General features: G+C 35.1%; 16 protein-coding genes and 5 tRNA genes. All 21 read right to left on the reverse strand.

From position 1 onward, the window contains the following. Positions 1 to 49: 49 nt before the first annotated feature. Positions 50 to 586, reverse strand: a complete 537-nt coding sequence (hpt, locus tag HYG86_RS08740) for a hypoxanthine phosphoribosyltransferase (RefSeq protein ID WP_213168906.1) — start codon at positions 584 to 586, stop codon at positions 50 to 52. Next, positions 587 to 1957, reverse strand: a complete 1371-nt coding sequence (tilS, locus tag HYG86_RS08745) for a tRNA lysidine(34) synthetase TilS (RefSeq protein WP_213168908.1) — start codon at positions 1955 to 1957, stop codon at positions 587 to 589. Positions 1958 to 2445: 488 nt separating this feature from the next. Beyond that, positions 2446 to 4839 (reverse strand): stage II sporulation protein E, encoded by a 2394-nt coding sequence (gene spoIIE / locus HYG86_RS08750; protein ID WP_213168910.1) that lies wholly within the window; start codon positions 4837 to 4839, stop codon positions 2446 to 2448. 319 nt (positions 4840 to 5158) lie between these two features. Beyond that, positions 5159 to 5234: transfer RNA gene (locus tag HYG86_RS08755), tRNA-Val, on the reverse strand. 9 nt (positions 5235 to 5243) lie between these two features. Then, positions 5244 to 5318 (reverse strand) — tRNA-Glu (locus HYG86_RS08760). A 5-nt stretch (positions 5319 to 5323) separates the two neighbouring features. Beyond that, positions 5324 to 5400: transfer RNA gene (locus HYG86_RS08765), tRNA-Met, on the reverse strand. Between the two features lie 72 nt (positions 5401 to 5472). Then, positions 5473 to 5548 (reverse strand) — tRNA-Val (locus HYG86_RS08770). Positions 5549 to 5561: 13 nt separating this feature from the next. Then, positions 5562 to 5638: transfer RNA gene (locus HYG86_RS08775), tRNA-Met, on the reverse strand. A 212-nt stretch (positions 5639 to 5850) separates the two neighbouring features. Next, the gene (locus HYG86_RS08780; protein WP_213168912.1) at positions 5851 to 6273 is read right to left on the reverse strand and encodes a S1 domain-containing RNA-binding protein; all 423 of its coding nucleotides are present in this window, start codon (positions 6271 to 6273) and stop codon (positions 5851 to 5853) included. 74 nt (positions 6274 to 6347) lie between these two features. After that, positions 6348 to 6638: an FtsB family cell division protein gene (locus tag HYG86_RS08785; RefSeq protein WP_213168914.1), complete on the reverse strand. Its 291-nt coding sequence runs from the start codon at positions 6636 to 6638 to the stop codon at positions 6348 to 6350. Between the two features lie 52 nt (positions 6639 to 6690). Continuing rightward, complete coding sequence (yabQ, locus tag HYG86_RS08790) at positions 6691 to 7185, reverse strand: spore cortex biosynthesis protein YabQ (protein ID WP_213168917.1); 495 nt, start codon at positions 7183 to 7185, stop codon at positions 6691 to 6693. Positions 7186 to 7192: 7 nt separating this feature from the next. Beyond that, positions 7193 to 7486: a sporulation protein YabP gene (yabP, locus tag HYG86_RS08795; protein ID WP_213168919.1), complete on the reverse strand. Its 294-nt coding sequence runs from the start codon at positions 7484 to 7486 to the stop codon at positions 7193 to 7195. Between the two features lie 134 nt (positions 7487 to 7620). Continuing rightward, on the reverse strand, positions 7621 to 8658 hold the full coding sequence (locus tag HYG86_RS08800; RefSeq protein WP_213168921.1) for a SpoIID/LytB domain-containing protein: 1038 nt from the start codon (positions 8656 to 8658) through the stop codon (positions 7621 to 7623). Between the two features lie 187 nt (positions 8659 to 8845). After that, positions 8846 to 9118, reverse strand: a complete 273-nt coding sequence (locus HYG86_RS08805) for an HU family DNA-binding protein (protein ID WP_213168923.1) — start codon at positions 9116 to 9118, stop codon at positions 8846 to 8848. Between the two features lie 95 nt (positions 9119 to 9213). Continuing rightward, positions 9214 to 10032: a MazG nucleotide pyrophosphohydrolase domain-containing protein gene (locus HYG86_RS08810; protein ID WP_213168925.1), complete on the reverse strand. Its 819-nt coding sequence runs from the start codon at positions 10030 to 10032 to the stop codon at positions 9214 to 9216. A 6-nt stretch (positions 10033 to 10038) separates the two neighbouring features. Beyond that, positions 10039 to 11664 (reverse strand): putative polysaccharide biosynthesis protein, encoded by a 1626-nt coding sequence (locus HYG86_RS08815; protein WP_213168927.1) that lies wholly within the window; start codon positions 11662 to 11664, stop codon positions 10039 to 10041. Between the two features lie 95 nt (positions 11665 to 11759). Further along, on the reverse strand, positions 11760 to 12302 hold the full coding sequence (gene spoVT, locus HYG86_RS08820) for a stage V sporulation protein T (protein ID WP_213168928.1): 543 nt from the start codon (positions 12300 to 12302) through the stop codon (positions 11760 to 11762). A gap of 108 nt (positions 12303 to 12410) precedes the next feature. Next, positions 12411 to 13388, reverse strand: coding sequence for a peptidylprolyl isomerase (locus tag HYG86_RS08825; RefSeq protein ID WP_343064238.1), 978 nt, complete (start codon positions 13386 to 13388; stop codon positions 12411 to 12413). A 36-nt stretch (positions 13389 to 13424) separates the two neighbouring features. Next, a complete protein-coding gene (gene mfd / locus HYG86_RS08830) occupies positions 13425 to 16901 on the reverse strand; it encodes a transcription-repair coupling factor (RefSeq protein WP_213168932.1) in 3477 nt (1158 codons plus the stop codon). Positions 16902 to 17033: 132 nt separating this feature from the next. Further along, positions 17034 to 17417 (reverse strand): hypothetical protein, encoded by a 384-nt coding sequence (locus HYG86_RS08835; RefSeq protein ID WP_213168935.1) that lies wholly within the window; start codon positions 17415 to 17417, stop codon positions 17034 to 17036. Between the two features lie 27 nt (positions 17418 to 17444). Further along, the gene (locus tag HYG86_RS08840; protein ID WP_213168937.1) at positions 17445 to 17891 is read right to left on the reverse strand and encodes a CBS domain-containing protein; all 447 of its coding nucleotides are present in this window, start codon (positions 17889 to 17891) and stop codon (positions 17445 to 17447) included. Between the last annotated feature and the right edge of the window lie 75 nt (positions 17892 to 17966).

The raw sequence follows: 17966 nt of genomic DNA on the forward strand, positions 1-17966 counted from the left end.
CCTCTCATTATCTGTTATTATTTTAACACATTCTGTAAATCTTTACAATTTACTTAATAATTTCAGCTTTAGGAATAAATACATAAGGAACATTTCTAAATTTTTCATCATAATCCAAACCATAGCCTACTACGAAATGGTCTTCTATTACGAAACCAGTATAGTCAGGTTTTACCCTTGATACTCTACGGGCTGGTTTGTCTAGCAAAGTACAAATTGCTAAAGAAGCTGGTTTTCTGCTTTCTAAGTTTTGAATTAGGTAACTTAAAGTGAGACCTGAGTCAATGATATCCTCAACTATAATTATATGACGATTTTCTATGGATGTATCTAAATCTTTTATTATCTTAACTACTCCAGATGACTGTGTAGAAGCTCCATAGCTAGATACGGCCATAAAATCCATATCCATAGGTATAGTAATTTCCTTCGATAGATCTGACATGAACATAATAGCTCCTTTTAAAACACAAATGAGCAAAAGGTCTTTACCTTTATAGTCTAAGGATATTCTTTCACCTAGTTCCTTCACTTTTTTAGCTATCTCATCTTCTGTTATTAAAATTTCTTCCACAAACTGCTTCATTTAATTTCCTCCGTTTCTATTTATGTAAATATAATATTTGTGCCCCTTACCTTCTTTTATATAGTAAGGGCCACTAACCCTATGCCCCAATATAGCTATAATGTTATTTTTTGCATCTACCAGCAATGGTATTTCATCACGGTTATGCTTAGCTATTTTCTTGTCGATAAATATATCCTTAACTTTTTTTGTGCCTCCATTAGGCGATAATTTTATAATGTCGCCATCTTCCCTCTTTCTAATAGTCAGAGGCATATGGGCATTGCTCAAGTCTACCACGTGATTAGGATTTCCTACTAGATCTTTTGTAATTAGGATTTTTTCATCTCCATGCACAGTAATCTTGTTGATTTCTACACCTATATTTTTATTATTCTCTAATGTTTTATTTCCTTCTTGCACTTTGATAAAAAACCCTAAATTGCTTCCCCATCGTGCAAACTTAATCCCATTAGGCAATTGTAGTGTGGTAGCCTTATTGGTCACGATGCTATCTATTAATACTTGATAGTGTGAGGAACTAAGCTCCCGCAGATCGTATAAATCGTTTTTGACAAAGGCTATTCTTAGTACCCACCCAATTAAGGCTGGGTGATATTCACTTAGACTAGTATCCAAAACAAGTTTGTAGCCCTGGTGCTCTTTTGTTTTATCCACTAAGGATAAAACCCTTGTGGCCTCTTGAGTAAAGTACTCTTCTTCAAGTTTATGTATTTTAGAATTGTTGATGACAGCACTTTTAAACCCGTCCCCTAGCTCTTTTTCCAAGAAGGGTATAATGTTAAGTCTAAATTTATTGCGAGAGTATTTATCTTTTTTATTACTGCTATCTACTCGATATTTTATGCTATTTTCATCTAAAAATTGCATAATATCCTTTTTTGTAAAATCCAAAAGTGGTCTTAATAAAATAAGCCCTTTTTGATTCACCATTTCTTTGATCCCAGATAATCCCGTCAAACCCGCTCCTCGAAAAAAATTCATGAGTATAGTTTCTAATTGATCATCTTTGTGCTGTGCCAACGCCACTATGTTAGTTGATTCTTTATCACATACGTCCCTTAAAAAATTATATCTAGTTTTTCTCGCTTGGTTTTGTAAGGAACCACCTTGTAAAACCTGCCTCTTCTCAATTGTATAAGGCAGCCCTAGGGATTTTGCTATATACTTTACAAACTGTGCATCTTTTTCTGATTCTTCACCACGTAAGTCATGATTTAAATGTGCTACGTGAATACAAAGTCCCATATTCTTTAGAATGTATAGTAGAGCTATAGAGTCTGGCCCACCGGACACAGCAACAACAACTTTTTTTCCTTTTAAATTATACTTAATAATAAACCCTTTAATATGATTCTCTAGGTGAAGCATTTTAACACCTCTAAATCCTTTATATTATTTTATAGTAGTTTATAAATGTTTTTTTTTCAATACTAATTTCGATTATTTTCAAATATAACAGTAAATATTCCCTTTCTTTTCAAAGTTATGCTTTTATTTTACACAAACAGTGAATCATTTTTAACCCTACTTTATAGTTTGTTGGGACAGGCAAACAGTCCCATAAGAACAAAAGCGCCGTTCGGCGCGTAAGTTCAAAAGAGCCTAACACGGATTTTGAAAAGAGATTACACGAATTACACGGATCTGTTAGTTTTGAAAGACCTTCATTGTAGCTTTCTGACAAAGTCTTTGACCCCAGTGCATGATTAACTAAAGCAGTACCATTAAATCTCGACGTAGAGTTTCCACTGCGTAGTTAATCTGCGACATTCAAAAATGACTTTGTCGCTATCAAAAATATCCACATGGCTAGGCAATCTATACTTTCCTATGCAAAAATAAATGCAAAAAGGGAGTTACACCCCTTTTTGCATTAGCCACCTTCCTAGAACCGCCGGTTGATTATTGCTTTCCATTTTTATAACTATAACAGATAGATCATCAAGGTTTGTTTCTATGCCCCGTTGCCTGCTTTTATGCAGAATTAGTTCTGAGAGTCTATTAGGGCTAATATTTGGAGTTATGTTTTCCAGTAGCATTTTGAGCCACCCTTCTTTATCCGTGGCCGTGGGGTTACTATCTAAAATTCCATCTGATACCATTACTAAAAAATCACCCTTTTGAAGAGTATGACTACTAATGCTTGATTCCACGTCATCAACCATACCCACTGGCAAGTTACTGTTATCCACTGATAAAACTTCATTTCCTGACTTAATGAATGATGACACTGCTCCATTTTTATAAAAGTCAGTTTTGCCTTTATATAAATCAATAACAGCTATGTCCAAGGTAGCAAAACTTTCTTCTTTATTTCTCAAAGACAGTATACTGTTGACAGATTTAATTGCCTTCTCTGTATCAAACCCTATTTGCAATAACTTTTTGATAAGGCCTACTATACGTTCACTTTCCTCTTTTGCCTTTTCTCCTTTACCCATGCCATCACTAAGTACAACAACATGTTTTCCGTTATTTATGGCAAACTGATTAAATGTATCTCCACTTACTTCCCCTTGTGCTTTTTGCGCTATGGCAATGGACATTTTGTACTTCTCCTTCGGCATTAGTAAGAATTCGCATGCCCCCTTTGAATGCAGCCCACAGTTCCCCTTGAGAACACACATCTGGGTTTTGAATCTTTTTTCTAAAACACTGGTTATAGTTTGTTCACACTCATGACAACCATTGCATGCAGTTTTTATTATTTGAACCTCTGGATTTTCCCTTTCTAGACCTTTAACCTTTATATCATCGCATTCAATACCAGCGTTATATAAAAGGTCCCAGAGCTCCTCTTCCACATTCTTTCTTGGTCCAATGTCTAAGTTAATATCCATGGCCAGTTGCTCCATAACTGATGCCATGCCTTCTAGCTGGTTAGCTACCAAACTTTTACTCTCAATGAGCCTTTGCTGCCATTTATAGTTCACCTTATGAAGCTCGTAAGAACTTTCAGTTATGTCAATTATATTAGTTATGTTTATACATTTTCTAAATAATTGATCTGGCACATTGCTTTTGTTTAGTTTCCCTTCCTCAGCCAAGGAAACTAAACTGAAAACATCTTTATATGTCCCGTAAAATTCGTTATGCCAGCATAAACTATATTTTTTACAGTCCTTACAGCCTCTCTTTTGAACGGTATCTATAATTTCATTAACACTTTGCTGTTCAACATTAAGCTTTGATACCGCCACCTCTGAGAATCCTTGAGATAATTCTCTAAATATACCTGAAAATTGATATATTTTCTTTATGGCTGCATCCTTTACTTGCTTCTGAAAATGTTTTTCTTCCAACTCACCTGTTAAAATCTGAGTAATTTTTACCTGCAATGATTTAGGGATAGAAGTAAATAATATAATCGCCACCGCACTTTCCATAAGCAAGGAAGATACTTCAAAGAATTCAATACTATACATATACATGACTATGGATCCAGCAATAAACCCAAGGAGCACCCCCAATTTTCTCCATTGATTCATCACGCCGGCAGTTAAACTCACAAAGCCGTAGTAAGAAATAAAGTAGGTTATGTGTGGATGACTAAAGTTTGTCAAAAGACCTACAATTAGCCCGAAGGCTGCTGCGTACTTCATTCCACCAATCAACGCCACTAGAAGTAATGATAGTTTACTTAAAGTCCCTATAACTGACACTCCTAGTATAGTAAGTGTGCTTATACCAGACAATGCAATCCCCGTCATAATAACAGCGCATATTTTGATCTCTAAATTTTTATTAACACCCTTTGATAATTCAAGAAGTTCTACTCCTTGTTTAAATATATAACCCGCAGTCACTCCAATAATAATTTGTAACGTTAGTAAAAGAAGATCAAAGGATAAGAACTCACTCATTACAAGATTTGGCAAGTAACTAAAACCTATTAAAAGTGGAAGTACCAACATGACATAGTTGGTTTTATCCTGAGATTTAACTTTAATCCACCAAATAACAGAAGCAGAAAATAAAATTAAAAGTGTGTTTGGGTTTTGTACAGCGACTCCATAAACAGTTGTTAATAAGACTGCCCCTGGCATGTTTGCCACTGGAATCACTGCTAAAAATGGCAGTAAAAACGGAGAAATTCCCTCTAATATACTAACATTTGCAAAAAGTAAAACAAAAATATTGAATAAAATATAATTAGGGCTTACAAAAGATTTTATAAAATCCTTAATGGATGAAAGAATTCCTTTATTGGTCTTTGGTGTAGCCCAGCGATAAGTTTCTTTGTTTATCATGATATCAGCTCCTCTTAAAGTTATTACTTGATTTTGATTATACAATACTTGTTTCAAAAAACATGTCATAACATGGAGGGCGTTTAAATAAATTATCGACAAGAAACTAGGAAAAATTGATGTTTATGATTTATAACAACAATTTCCCTAGCATTTTGTGTATTTTCCTATAAGTTGGAGTCGATAATTAGCTAAATGTTTTCAATTTTTTTCTAATTATTGAATAATATTTTAGATTTGCTTTTTTTAATGTGGCTCCTAACCAGCTTTATAAATAAAAAAACTGTACTCTTAATGAGTACAGTTTGGTTTCATAATATGGTGGGCGATGACGGGATCGAACCGCCGACCCCCTGCTTGTAAGGCAGGTGCTCTCCCAGCTGAGCTAATCGCCCATATTATATTGGTGACCCCTAGGGGAATCGAACCCCTGATACCGCCGTGAAAGGGCGGTGTCTTAACCGCTTGACCAAGGGGCCATGGTTGGTTGCGGGGACAGGATTTGAACCTGCGACCTCCGGGTTATGAGCCCGACGAGCTACCTGGCTGCTCTACCCCGCGTCATTGACAACAATAAAAATTATACTATATTATTTCTTTCTTGTCAAATTTTATTTTATCTTATTTTTAATATGGTGGGCGATGACGGGATCGAACCGCCGACCCCCTGCTTGTAAGGCAGGTGCTCTCCCAGCTGAGCTAATCGCCCATATTATTTTAATTGGTTGCGGGGACAGGATTTGAACCTGCGACCTCCGGGTTATGAGCCCGACGAGCTACCTGGCTGCTCTACCCCGCGTTGTTTCTTCAACGCTTAATTATATTAACATTTTAAAACTCTTTTGTCAATACTTTTTTATATTTTTATTTCTTATTACTCTTTTGCTTAACTGGTACTTTAATAATATAAACGTTTTTTGACAAATAGTCAACACATCAAAATTTTCCACATCTAAAATATAGTATGCCGAATCTTCCCTTAAAGTCAAAAAAGCATCTTGATAGATGCTTTTAATATCCTTTGGCCCCTCTGCCGCCTCTTTTAGAGTCTGTATGTTTTTTGAGATCTTGATGTTTTTCATCACTATCTTTTAAGAACTTTGCTAACCTATCCTCAAAGGAAATGTCAGGAACCTGTCTTCTTGGTCTATGGGATGGAGGTCTACTGTTTGAACTTGTGCTTGGGCTTGACGCAGGTTTAGGGTTTGCTTGTCTAATGGATAGCCCTATTTTACCATCCTTTTCAACTGATAAAACCTTAACCTTAACTTCTTCACGATCTTTTAAATAGTCTTTTATATCCTTAACATAGCTATCAGCTACTTCAGAAATGTGAACAAGGCCAGTTACTCCTCCAGGTAATTGTACAAAAGCACCAAAGTTGGTAATACCCGTCACTGTTCCTGTTAATATGTTTCCTACTACTATAGACATTATTTAAAAATTCCTCCCCTAATATGTTGTATAGCTAATTATACCTTAAGCTTCAGAATTATGTCAATGTGGGCTTATTTAGAAAATATGTAAATTTTTTCATGTTCCCTTATTAGCCCCAGCTCTTTTCGAGCTATAATCTCTATATAATCAAGATCATGCAGCTTCTCTATTGTACTAGTATGTTCTTCATTTTCGTTATTTATGGTTGTGATTAGTTCCTTGTAACTGTTCATTTCTTCGTTAATTTTAGCTAAGGTTATCTGTTGGTTAATAATTAATATAATTGCATATGTAATAGCAGCAAAAAGAACTAACTTTCTTATTTTACTCCCTGTTGTAGAAAATTTACTAATTTTTTCCATAATACGAAAACTCCCTTTAAAAGTATTTTAAACTATTTTCTACAAATTTATTTTATTTCCTGCTTATTTTATTAATTATTTTTTTAAATGGAGCTATAGTAGGTTTAAATATAATGAAAATTAGCCACCTAAAGGGGAAAAGTAGAAACATTACTATCTTTTTGATTATATTCATAATCATTTTTATAATAATAAAAATCTTTCTCAATATTTTTCTTAGAATTGAATATACCTTGATAATTACTTTTCTAATGGCAGTTAATATTTTTAAAGTTAATCTACTGAATAACAGCATGTAAAGCACAAAACCTATTGCCATAGCAAAAAGCAAATAAATCCTCACCTGACCATGATCTGTAAATATGAGTACACCAAATGTTGCTACAGTGACAGATATCCAAAAAAGAGTGTCAAGGATATACTGAGTAATACCTTTTACTTTGTTAGAGGGAAATATAAATCTGTATACATCAAAAACTACCCCTAATATAAGACCCCAAATCAAGGTACCTATAAATATATTAACTTGTAACCAAATTGTATACATATATCACTTACCGAAACAGCTTGCCAATTATTCCTTTTCCTTTTTTACCACTATCCTTATCAGCCGCATAAATTATTTCATATACAGTCCCCTCTATACTTACTTTTCCCACATCTGTACTAAGATTTTTAACATTTAAATCTTCTCCCTTTATGGCTAGCAGATCATTATCAAAGGTCACTAATATAATTTCTTCTTGGTTAAAACTATCTACTTCTTCAATCCCCGTTATCTCAAGTTTCTTCTGGTTAGTTAACACCAATTTATGTTCTTTGTTTTCCCTTTGTTTTTCTAAACTCATTACGTCCCCTCCTTGTGTTTACTTTATATATATCAATTATGTGGATAGTTCTATTTTTATTACTTAAATACAAAAAAAAGCGCTGATGCGCTTTTTTTAATTAACTTACCAACTTTAGTTAATATAATAACAACCTAATCCCAAAGCTTTTGTATAGTTACATCTTTGAAATAATGTTTCACTATTTCCTCTGCACTGCGTCCTTGATCTCGGGCAAATATTTGAGCGCCCCACTGGCAAAGTCCAACTCCGTGGCCATATCCTTGCCCACTGAATGTGACATTATTACCACTTATATTTATCTCGTTAAGTATTGTAGACTTAAACTCTGTACTTCCTAGTGCTAATCGAAACTCTGGTGCATTAACTTCTGTTTCATTAACCATAATAGTAACAGCTCTGCCTTCTGATTCTTCTCCTACTTCTATGGAATTTACTGCACCGGGGTCACTGCCAGCTATTTGTCTTGTAACATTGCGTATTCTATCTAAAGTATATGACTTCTCCCAGTATCTTAAATCTGCTTCTATTCCATCGAAGCATGGGCACTCTGCCCTATGAATAAAGGGTGGTTCTTCCCCTTGGAAATTTAAGCCCTCTGCAGCTGTTGCAGTCATACCTCCACAGTATGCATGAAACCAACCTCTAACAAATTCACCTTCATATACTGCCACTAGGCCTCTGGTACTCTCAACAGCCTCTCTTACGTTATCATTAATCCTTTCAGCATTATATGCCTGAAATTCTTGAATATCAGACGAAGCATCTGCGTTCCTTGCTGGCACACCGCCGTCCTCGTCAATTCTCTGCAGTGCAAATGTCCTAGCCTTGATTGCTTGTGCTGCTAGAGCCTCTTTTTCCCATGTGGGTTCCATCTCAGCAGCTACTACCCCCATAATATACTCTTCCATCATCAGCGTCTGAATAGAGCCTGTTTCTGCTATGAATACCCTTAATTGCGGTTCGCTCTCTTCACCTTGAGAAACTTGTTCAGGTATTTCAACTGTTGTCTCTTCTTCAACATCTGATTCTGTGTCATCTTGAGGTTGAGAATCTTGAGGTGGTGGATCTGGTACAGGATCTGGCACTGGTCTTCTAAACGCTCTACACCCTGATAAAGATAGCAATATTAATGACGCACATAGTATGTATACAGCAAATTTTTTGTTCATATTTTCTGCTCCTCCTTTTTATGTTATTTTTAGTATTTGTAAGGAAAATAAAAAAAATGCAATAAGAAGTTACATTTGTAACCTCCTCAATTGCATTTATCCTTTGTTCTCTCTTTTTAATTTAACGGCAGTCACTTACGAAGACAAAAAAAATTGGGCCTTTTTGATAGGTCCCAATTTTCTTTAATTACTTAACGCTATCTTTGAATGCTTTACCAGCTTTAAAAGCAGGTACCTTTGTTGCAGCGATGTTAATTACTTCTCCTGTACTTGGGTTTCTACCTTCTCTTGCTGCTCTTTCTCTAGCTTCGAAAGTACCGAAACCGATTAGTTGAACTTTCTCATCTGCACTTACCGCCTCGATGATAGTTTCTAAAATAGCAGTAACAGCTTTCTCACTGTCTTTTTTGGTTAAACCGCTTTTTTCAGCTACACTTTGAATTAATTCAGTTTTGTTCACGGATATTACCTCCTGATTTAGATAGATTTCAAATATATTTATTCTCTATATATCCCTTAATTCCTGCAAGATTATCGGTTTTTTTTTAAATTTCCCTATAATTTACAAGTTTTTACGGCATTTTCCCACTTTTTGATACTTTTTAGTAGTTCAAAAGTTGTATTAAAGCCTTGTAGCTTACCATAAATTATTAATTCCATCAGATATTGCCCATAGTCTTCTTGAGTAATATTCTTTCTAGAAATTTGACTCAATAGCCCCTTACCAATATTTTTGTCCAAATCCTGTAACTTATTCTGTTTTTTTAGTATATCTAAGTTTTTTTCTATTCTCTGGATTGGGGGTAAGCTTTCTAAGGAGGATGAATTTGCTTTTTCCTTTTTCTTTTGCTGTTCCCAGATTTTTTCTACGTCCTGAGAGCTAGTTACATTATTCTCTTTTCCCGCTCCCTTAAGAAAGATATGGGGATGTCTAAATATCAATTTATCCTTTATGGTTTGCGAGACCCTATCGAAGTTAAACTCATTGTTTTCCTTGGCGATCTGGCAATGAAAGACTATTTGCAGTAATAAGTCTCCCAATTCTTCAGTTATTTTATTCATATCTTTTGACACTACAGCATCACAGTATTCATTAGCCTCTTCTAAGAGATAAGGCAATAAACTTTCATGGTTTTGTTTTTTATCCCATGGACAACCAGTATCTGACCTTAGTTTCTCCATAATATCTAATAGTTGTTCTATTTCAGATGGTATGTATATTAGTTGGATATTTCTGATTAAAGGAACCCTATCTAACAAAACCTTAAAAACTGATTTATTATTTCTTACATATACGGTCATCTTTGGCCCAAACCTATTTATCATTAGATCTATAATTTTTTTGTTAGGATTAAGATAAATTCTATTTTTCATAACTACCTACCTATATATTTTTAGTTTAGTCAGCATTCCTACTAATTTATTCCCTATTTTGGGTATATTCGTTAATTCCTCTTTACTAATTGTACCTGATACAAGTAGTAATATTCCGTATACTACCACGCCAATACCTACAGAAGCTAAAACTGATAAAGATATTACAATTCGTTCTCTGAGCATTCCTAGTCCGTCTAAAACGTTAAAAAGAAAAGGATATGATAAATAAACTACGGCTCCCATGGAACCTGCAGTAAATAGCGGTTTAAAAACAAATTCCTTTATGCTAAAGGGCATTCCTATAACCTTTAGTATTATATATAAATTTAGCCCTGAACTTACAAAATAACTTATGACCGTACCTAATGCGGGCCCCCTAATGTTGAGTGCAGGTATGGCTGTCAAGAAGTAGTTGATTCCCATCTTAAAAATGACCCCTATAAAAAGATTGGTAACAGGAACTACCGTTCTCCCTAACCCTTGTAAAAGGGCGGATGTTGTCTGGTGCAAGGTCAAAAAAACAACTGCAAAGCATGCTACTGCCAAGGGTGCAGCAACTGCAATATTATCGTAGAGCATAATACTTATTGGTTCAGCCAGTACAAACATTCCTATTGTAGATGGTAGACCTATTAAAAGAGTCAGCTTTATAGCAAGGTTAGCTTTTGATTTAATACCAGAGTAATTCTTCAAAGCATTAGCCGAGGAGATTGATGGAATTAGGCTCTGAGCTAATGCTAAGGTAAACAAAGTTGGTACATTGACAAGGGGCATAGCTGCTCCTGATAAGTTTCCATAAAGGGCTGCAGCTTCTTGTTGGCTAAATCCTGCTACATTTAGCCTTAGTGGTACTATCAATAAATCCACCATCTGAATAAGGGGTAGCACTAGACTAGCTATGGTTATAGGAAGGGCTAATAAGACCATTTGTTTTAGTACTTTTTTGTTTGACTGTTGGATTAGTTCGCTGTTTAATACAAAGTCATGCTTATCCTTCTTATAAAACATAAAAAATATCAGTAGGGCGCAAACCCCAGCTAAAGAACCGGTAACTACACCAAATGTTGCCCCAGCTGCCGCAAATTCTACCCCTTTAGGTAAGAGTATCCAAGATAAGTAAAATATTGTAGCGACCCTTATTATCTGTTCAAGTATTTGTGAAATTGCTGTGGGTAACATAGTTTGGTTCCCCTGAAAAAAGCCTCTAAAAGCTGCCATGATAACAACTAAGAATATCCCTGGGGAAATAGCTCTTAGTGAATACATGGCAGGAGGTTGCCCCATTAGGTTAGCCCAATACTCTGCTCCAAAGTAAAGAACTAAACTGAATGTCAGCCCAGTTATGAGCATGAGTGTCAGTGCTATTTTCAGTACTTGATATGCCCCTTTTACATTATTATTAGCCATCCTTTCAGCCACCATTTTAGATATGGCTACTGGGATTCCAGCTGTGGAGATTGCTAATAGTGACGAGTATATAGGGTACGCCATTTGGAAATATCCCATTCCTGTATCTCCTAAGATGGAATACAGAGGAATTCTGTATACAGCACCCATTATTCTAACGAATATGCCGGCCGCTGCAAGTATAATTGCACCTTTGATAAAAGAGTTGTCTTGTTTACTCAAAGCTTCCCTCTCCTTAATATTAAGTTCAATTCAATTAAGTTTTCTTTATGTATAACTATTCTACACAAAAAAGGTGGTTTTATAACCACCTTTTTTCATTGAGCCATCTGTTTAGCTAAAAAACTAGCTGCTGCTTCTGCCATTTTAATTTCCACATCATTAAAGGTAGCCCCAGATTCCTTACTACATACAATAACTCCTCCAATGGGGTCACCATTTGCAATTATTGGAGCTACTACTTTAGCCGTATAGTTATTATCCTCATCTTGTAATATTGCTAAGTCTTTATCCTGATCACCTTTTACAGTTCTTCTTTCTTCCATAGCTCTCTCAACGGCGTTACCTATAGTTTTATTCAAATACTCTTTCTTAGCACCACCTGAGACTGCTATAATCATATCCCTGTCTGCTATGGCACAAATGTGACCTAGTGAATCATGTAAACTCTCAGCATATTCTTTGGCGAAGTCCCCCAACTCCCCAATGGGGGAATATTTTTTAAGTATAACTTCACCATCTCTATCAACAAATATTTCTAAAGGGTCACCTTCTCTAATTTTCAATGTTCTACGAATTTCTTTAGGTATAACTACTCTTCCAAGATCATCAATTCTTCTGACTATTCCTGTTGCTTTCATCTGATAAAACCTCCTCGCTGAATAATTTGTGTAGGTCATTCCTCTATTGCTATTATTTATCAGCGAGGTTTTTTTTATTCATTATTTACCACTTAACAAATTAGCTAATTAGCCTAGTTTTTTCTCAACATTGGCCTTTTCACGGAGATCATTTAATAAATTTACCACTACATTTTCCTTATTTTGGTTATTTAAATACCCAAAAATTTGCTCTGCTAGCTCACCATCTAGCTCCCTAACACCAGCAGGCTCTATTTCCAAAACTTCCAAAATATGAAATCCATGCTGTGTTTGCACAACATCACTTAATTCACCTATCTCAAGGCTAAATGCCACCTCTCCGAAGGGTTCAACATAGTTCTTTTCTTCAGCAGGGTCAAGTATACCACCATTTGCAGCGGTCCCTGCGTCTGTTGAGTACGCTACTGCCAATTCAGCGAAATCTTCCCCAGCTTGTAGACGTTTTAATAGTGCTTTAGCTACATCCTCAGATTTTACTAAAATATGGCGAATTGTTCTCATCTCATCATGTGTAAAAATTTCATCTACGTTCTCGTCATAAAAAGACTGAACATCACTTGACGATACCGGTTGTACTTCTTCTCTTAACTTTTCAATAAACTCAGTAATTACAACGTTTCTTACAATTATCTGTTCCTTTAGATACTCTTCATCTAAACCTAAATTTCTCATTCTACTGTTAAAAGTAGATTGATTATTGTCAAAATGTAGTTCTAGTACAGTCTTTTTATACTCATCAAATTGTTCATCAATAAGTTCTTGGTTAACCTCAATACCTTGCTTTAAGGCTTCAGTATAAAATAGTTCTTCGTTTATGAAGTACTCCAAAAACTGGTTCATTTGTTCAGCTGTGAAATCTGTGTCATTACTGTATAGTGAATCACTTGCATACAAATATTTGTTAAATTCTTCTTGTGTTATTTCGCGACCATCAATAACTGCAACTATTCCATTACCTTTATCATTACTTTGGAAACAGCCTGATAAAACGGCAACAAGCATTACTGACAATATTGTTATAGCAATTATTCTTTTTGCCACTTCCCCACTTCCCTTCTTTTTTATCTCTTAATTTTAACAGAGAACAAAAATATTGACAAGTTAATTTGCTTTGGCAATTAATTGATGCAATAACTTTTCTGTCTCTGGCAACAAGGAATTCACTTCTACCTTTTTCAGCTTAATCACAAGTGATTCATTTTTCATGGCAAAGTCTAAATTCTTGTTTTTATCGTATATTTCAAGGAGTTCTTTACCTGTTAAGCTTGTATTAGGATAAAATTTAATTTCGACACTATAATTATTCTCGCCGGGTTTTTGAAGATATCCTAGCCCCTTAGCACTGATTGATTTAATCTTAATCTTTTGTCCATATATTTTTAGTCTTGCCATATCAATAAGATTAGCCACTTGTTCTGGCAACTTCCCGAATCTATCATACATTTCTTCTTCGATTTCTGAGATGTTCTCCAAGTTATTTGCCATAGAAATCCTTCTATAAAATGACATCTTTAACGACCTATTCATAAGTTTTTCAGGTATATATGCATCAATAGGAAACTCTATATTTAGCTCTAAAGGTCTCTGTTTAGGTTTTTTACCCTTAAGCTCTGCTATAGCTTCTTCTAGCAACTGACAGTAAAGATCAAAGCCTATACTAGCTATAAATCCGTGTTGTTCTAGTCCTAATATATTTCCTGCACCACGTATCTCTAAGTCTCTCATTGCTATTTTGAATCCTGAACCTAGATCTGTAAATTCTTTAATGGCTTGTAGTCTTTTTTGGGCCACTTCTGTCAGCACTTTGTCTTTATGATATGTCAAGTATGAATATGCTACTCTGTTACTCCTGCCAACTCTACCCCTTAGTTGATATAATTGCGAAAGACCAAATTTGTCTGCATCATAAATTATCAATGTATTTACATTGGGTATATCTAGCCCTGTTTCTATTATTGTTGTACTTAGTAACACATCATACTCACCGTCTAAAAAGCCTAGCATTGTTTTTTCTAGCTGAGTTTCTGCCATCTGGCCGTGCCCAATTGCTATTTTACAATCAGGAACCATCTTTTGTATTTTTGCAGCCATGGCATCTATGGATTGTACTCTATTGTATACAAAATAGACCTGTCCACCCCTTTCAATTTCTCTTTTGATAGCTGTTGCTATTACATCTTCATTGTATTCCAACACATAGGTTTGTACTGGGAACCTGTCCTCGGGGGGAGTTTCGATAACACTTAAATCCCTTATACCAAGCATTGACATGTGTAACGTCCTAGGTATTGGAGTTGCCGTCATGGTTAATACATCTACATTCATCTTAAGTTCCTTTAATCTCTCTTTATGTGCAACACCAAAGCGTTGTTCTTCATCTACTATTATTAAGCCTAAATCCTTAAATTTTACATTCTTTTGTAGAAGTTTATGTGTTCCTATGGCTATATCGACAACTCCTGTCATTAGATTAACTAGCCCTTCATCTGTCTCTTTCTTAGACCTAAACCGGCTAAAAACTTCAATATTTACTGGAAAGTCTTGAAACCTCTCTTTAAAGTTCTTAAAGTGTTGCTGAGCTAATATTGTGGTGGGAACTAAAACAGCTACTTGTTTTCCATCTAGTACACATTTCATGGCAGCCCTCATAGCTACTTCTGTCTTCCCATACCCAACATCCCCACATATCAGTCGATCCATGGGTTTTGGTTGCTCCATATCTATTTTAACTTCTTTTATAGCCTTTAACTGATCTACTGTTTCCGTATATGGAAAGTTATCTTCAAACTGGTTCTGCCATGTTGTGTCATGGTCAAACTGATATCCTTGGCTACTTTGCCTCTTTGCATACAAGTATACTAGACTTTGGGCCATCTCCCGGATAGATTGTCTAGCTTTTTTTGTTGTTTTTGCCCAGTCATTGCCACTAAGGCTGTATATCTTTGGTTCCTTGCCTTCCCCTCCAACAAATTTTTGTAGTACTTCTACCTGATCAGTTGGTATATATAATTTGTCGTTACCAGCATACTGAACGTATATGTAGTCCTTTTTCCCTCCGGCAACTTCTAAGGTGTTAATCCCCTTAAAAACACCAATACCATGATTGATGTGAACTATATAATCACCTATGTCTAAGTGAGAAATATCTGTAATACTTACTCCTTGATTTAATGATTTACCTTTTCTGCCTTTTGTGCCCTTATAAATCTGTCTTTCAACAAAGCAGGCTATCTTAGCTCTGTCAAATATAAATCCTTCTTCAAGAAACCCTTCCTTAAATTCAATTAGTGGACCATCTTTGGACTCTATTTCTAGTTTTTTCTCTACAAACAAGTTTTTAAGTCCTTGCATTACTTCTTTTTTTGTATAGTAGATGGCAATGTGAAATCTCTCTTTAACCAATCTTTTTATTTCTTCGAAAAATAACTCCACATTACCAGCAAATACGGGAGCTTGCCTAAAGGGTAAAGATACTGTATTATCAACTTTAAAATTTCCTAAGGTTCTTAAAAGCAAGCAAAAGTGCATGGCGTTTGATTTGTTAACTTTTGTCACTATTTCTTCTGGCTGATAATATAGTGGGATTTTAGGGAAGACTTCACCCTTTTCTATTAATTGTTTTAATCTCTCACTGTAATCTTTTAACCAGGTCTCTAAATCTTTTTTAATAAAAGGCGTTTCATCCATTACTATTATATGATCACTAAATATGTCAATTAAGCTTTGTCCACCATTGTAAATTTCATGATTATACTGAGTTAACTCATCAAATATAATATCATTTTCTATTTTTTCTATATCTTGCCTTAGCTTTTGCTTAATTTTAGAGTCCTTTGCTTGGTTTAAAAAGTTATTAAGTTTTAGTAATAAAGCTTCTTTCTTATGGTTTTCTAAAACATTTAAGGTGTTTGTAAAAAGGTCAAATTCCTTTATGTTCTCCATGGATGACCTTTGAGTTCTAACATCAAAATAACGTATGGATTCTAATGTGTCACCAAAAAACTCTAGTCGTATTGGCTTTTTGCCTATAGATGGAAAAATATCAATTACTGAACCCCTTATACTGAAATCTCCTTGTTTTTCTACTATTCCACATCTAACATATCCCAGCTGTATTAGTTTTTTCTCTAATATAGGAAAGGAGAGGTCCTCGTCCACTTTTAGAATAATCTTTGCTTTGTTGATTGCCTCCCAATGGGGTAAAATTTCAAGACAACTGGTTATCTGAGCTACTACTACTCTGGCTTTTCCAGTAGATTTTGCATGTAGGGTGGATATTCTTTCAATTTCTATGTCCTTGCTCCTAAAGTCAACTTCCCCTGGCATCAAAGGATTAGCAGGAAAATGATAGACATTGTCTTCACCTAAATACGTATTCATTTCCCGGAAAATTTTCTCAGAGTTACTCTGACTATTAGTTATTATTATTAGGTCTTTACCAGTTTCTTTCACTAGGCTAGACAGTAAAAAACCCTTTTGTCCTCCAGACAGACCGTAAATCAACTGTTTTCTCCCCAAATCCATGTTCCTTACGATTTCTTGAAATTCTACGGTTTCTTTGATCTTTTCTAAGTTCATTTTATCTCTCCTAGCCCTTTAAAATATAAAAAGGCGCCCCAGGCGCTTCTATCTAGAACCTAGGTTCCCTTTGCAAAAAATCCCACTTATTATCTTATAGGAATGCTGCCCTATAAGATAATAAAATGAATTTCAAGACTGATTATTTAAGTTGTTGACCACACCTACCACAAGGGTGTTATAAATAACATGGCTAAATACACCAGAAAGCAACCCATATGTAATGTTTCCAGTAAGATTATATACAGTTACAGTTATGTATCCAAAAGCAGCATGTCCCAGCAGGGAAAAAATAGCTGGAAATACCCCCATTTTACCGTTGTTTTTTATATCTATAAAGCCCTCTACAACACCAAAAACTATATGTACTAATAGAATCTGCCCTAGGACATATCCTCCATAGGTTTTTAAGAACTCTTCTATAATAGCTGCAGTTATCACCGAATAATCCTTCAATTTTGTAAATAAATAAGAGTTAGTTAAATAAGAAATTATCGCTACAGTTGTAATAATCAAACCAAAGTTTAAAATAAAACAACACCTCTATTTCTCTAGGGCCCTTGTTATATCGCCTTTTGTAATTATTCCTACCAATTTATTATTTTCATCTACCACCGGTAGCCTACCTATTCTATTTTCGTATAGTATTTGCATTGCTTCTTTTATAGATTTTTCTTCATGTATCACTATAGGGTCTTTAATCATGGCTGCCGTTACAGGCAAGTCTGCGCTATCTGCCAGCTCAGAAATAAATCTTTGTGGATTCCTTAAGTTTAAAAGGCTACCTAACAACAGGTCATTATCCATTTCCACTTGTTCTTTAGGCCTATATATTTCTTTTTCAGTTATTAAACCTAGTATTTTCCCCTTGTCATCAACAACAGGTAAGCCTCCCACTCCATAAACAGCTAGGAGGTAGGCTACATCTTTTAAAGTGCCTTTATTGTTTATAGAGTGCACATTTCCAGTCATTATCTCTCTAACTAGCACTTAGTATCCCCCCCTCAGAAAAATAATTCCCTTTTGTTGTATACTATATTCGATAAATTTTAAAATTTTCCTTTT

It is taken from the genome of Alkalicella caledoniensis, from assembly GCF_014467015.1.
In the GTDB taxonomy this organism is placed as follows: Bacteria; Bacillota; Proteinivoracia; order Proteinivoracales; family Proteinivoracaceae; genus Alkalicella; species Alkalicella caledoniensis.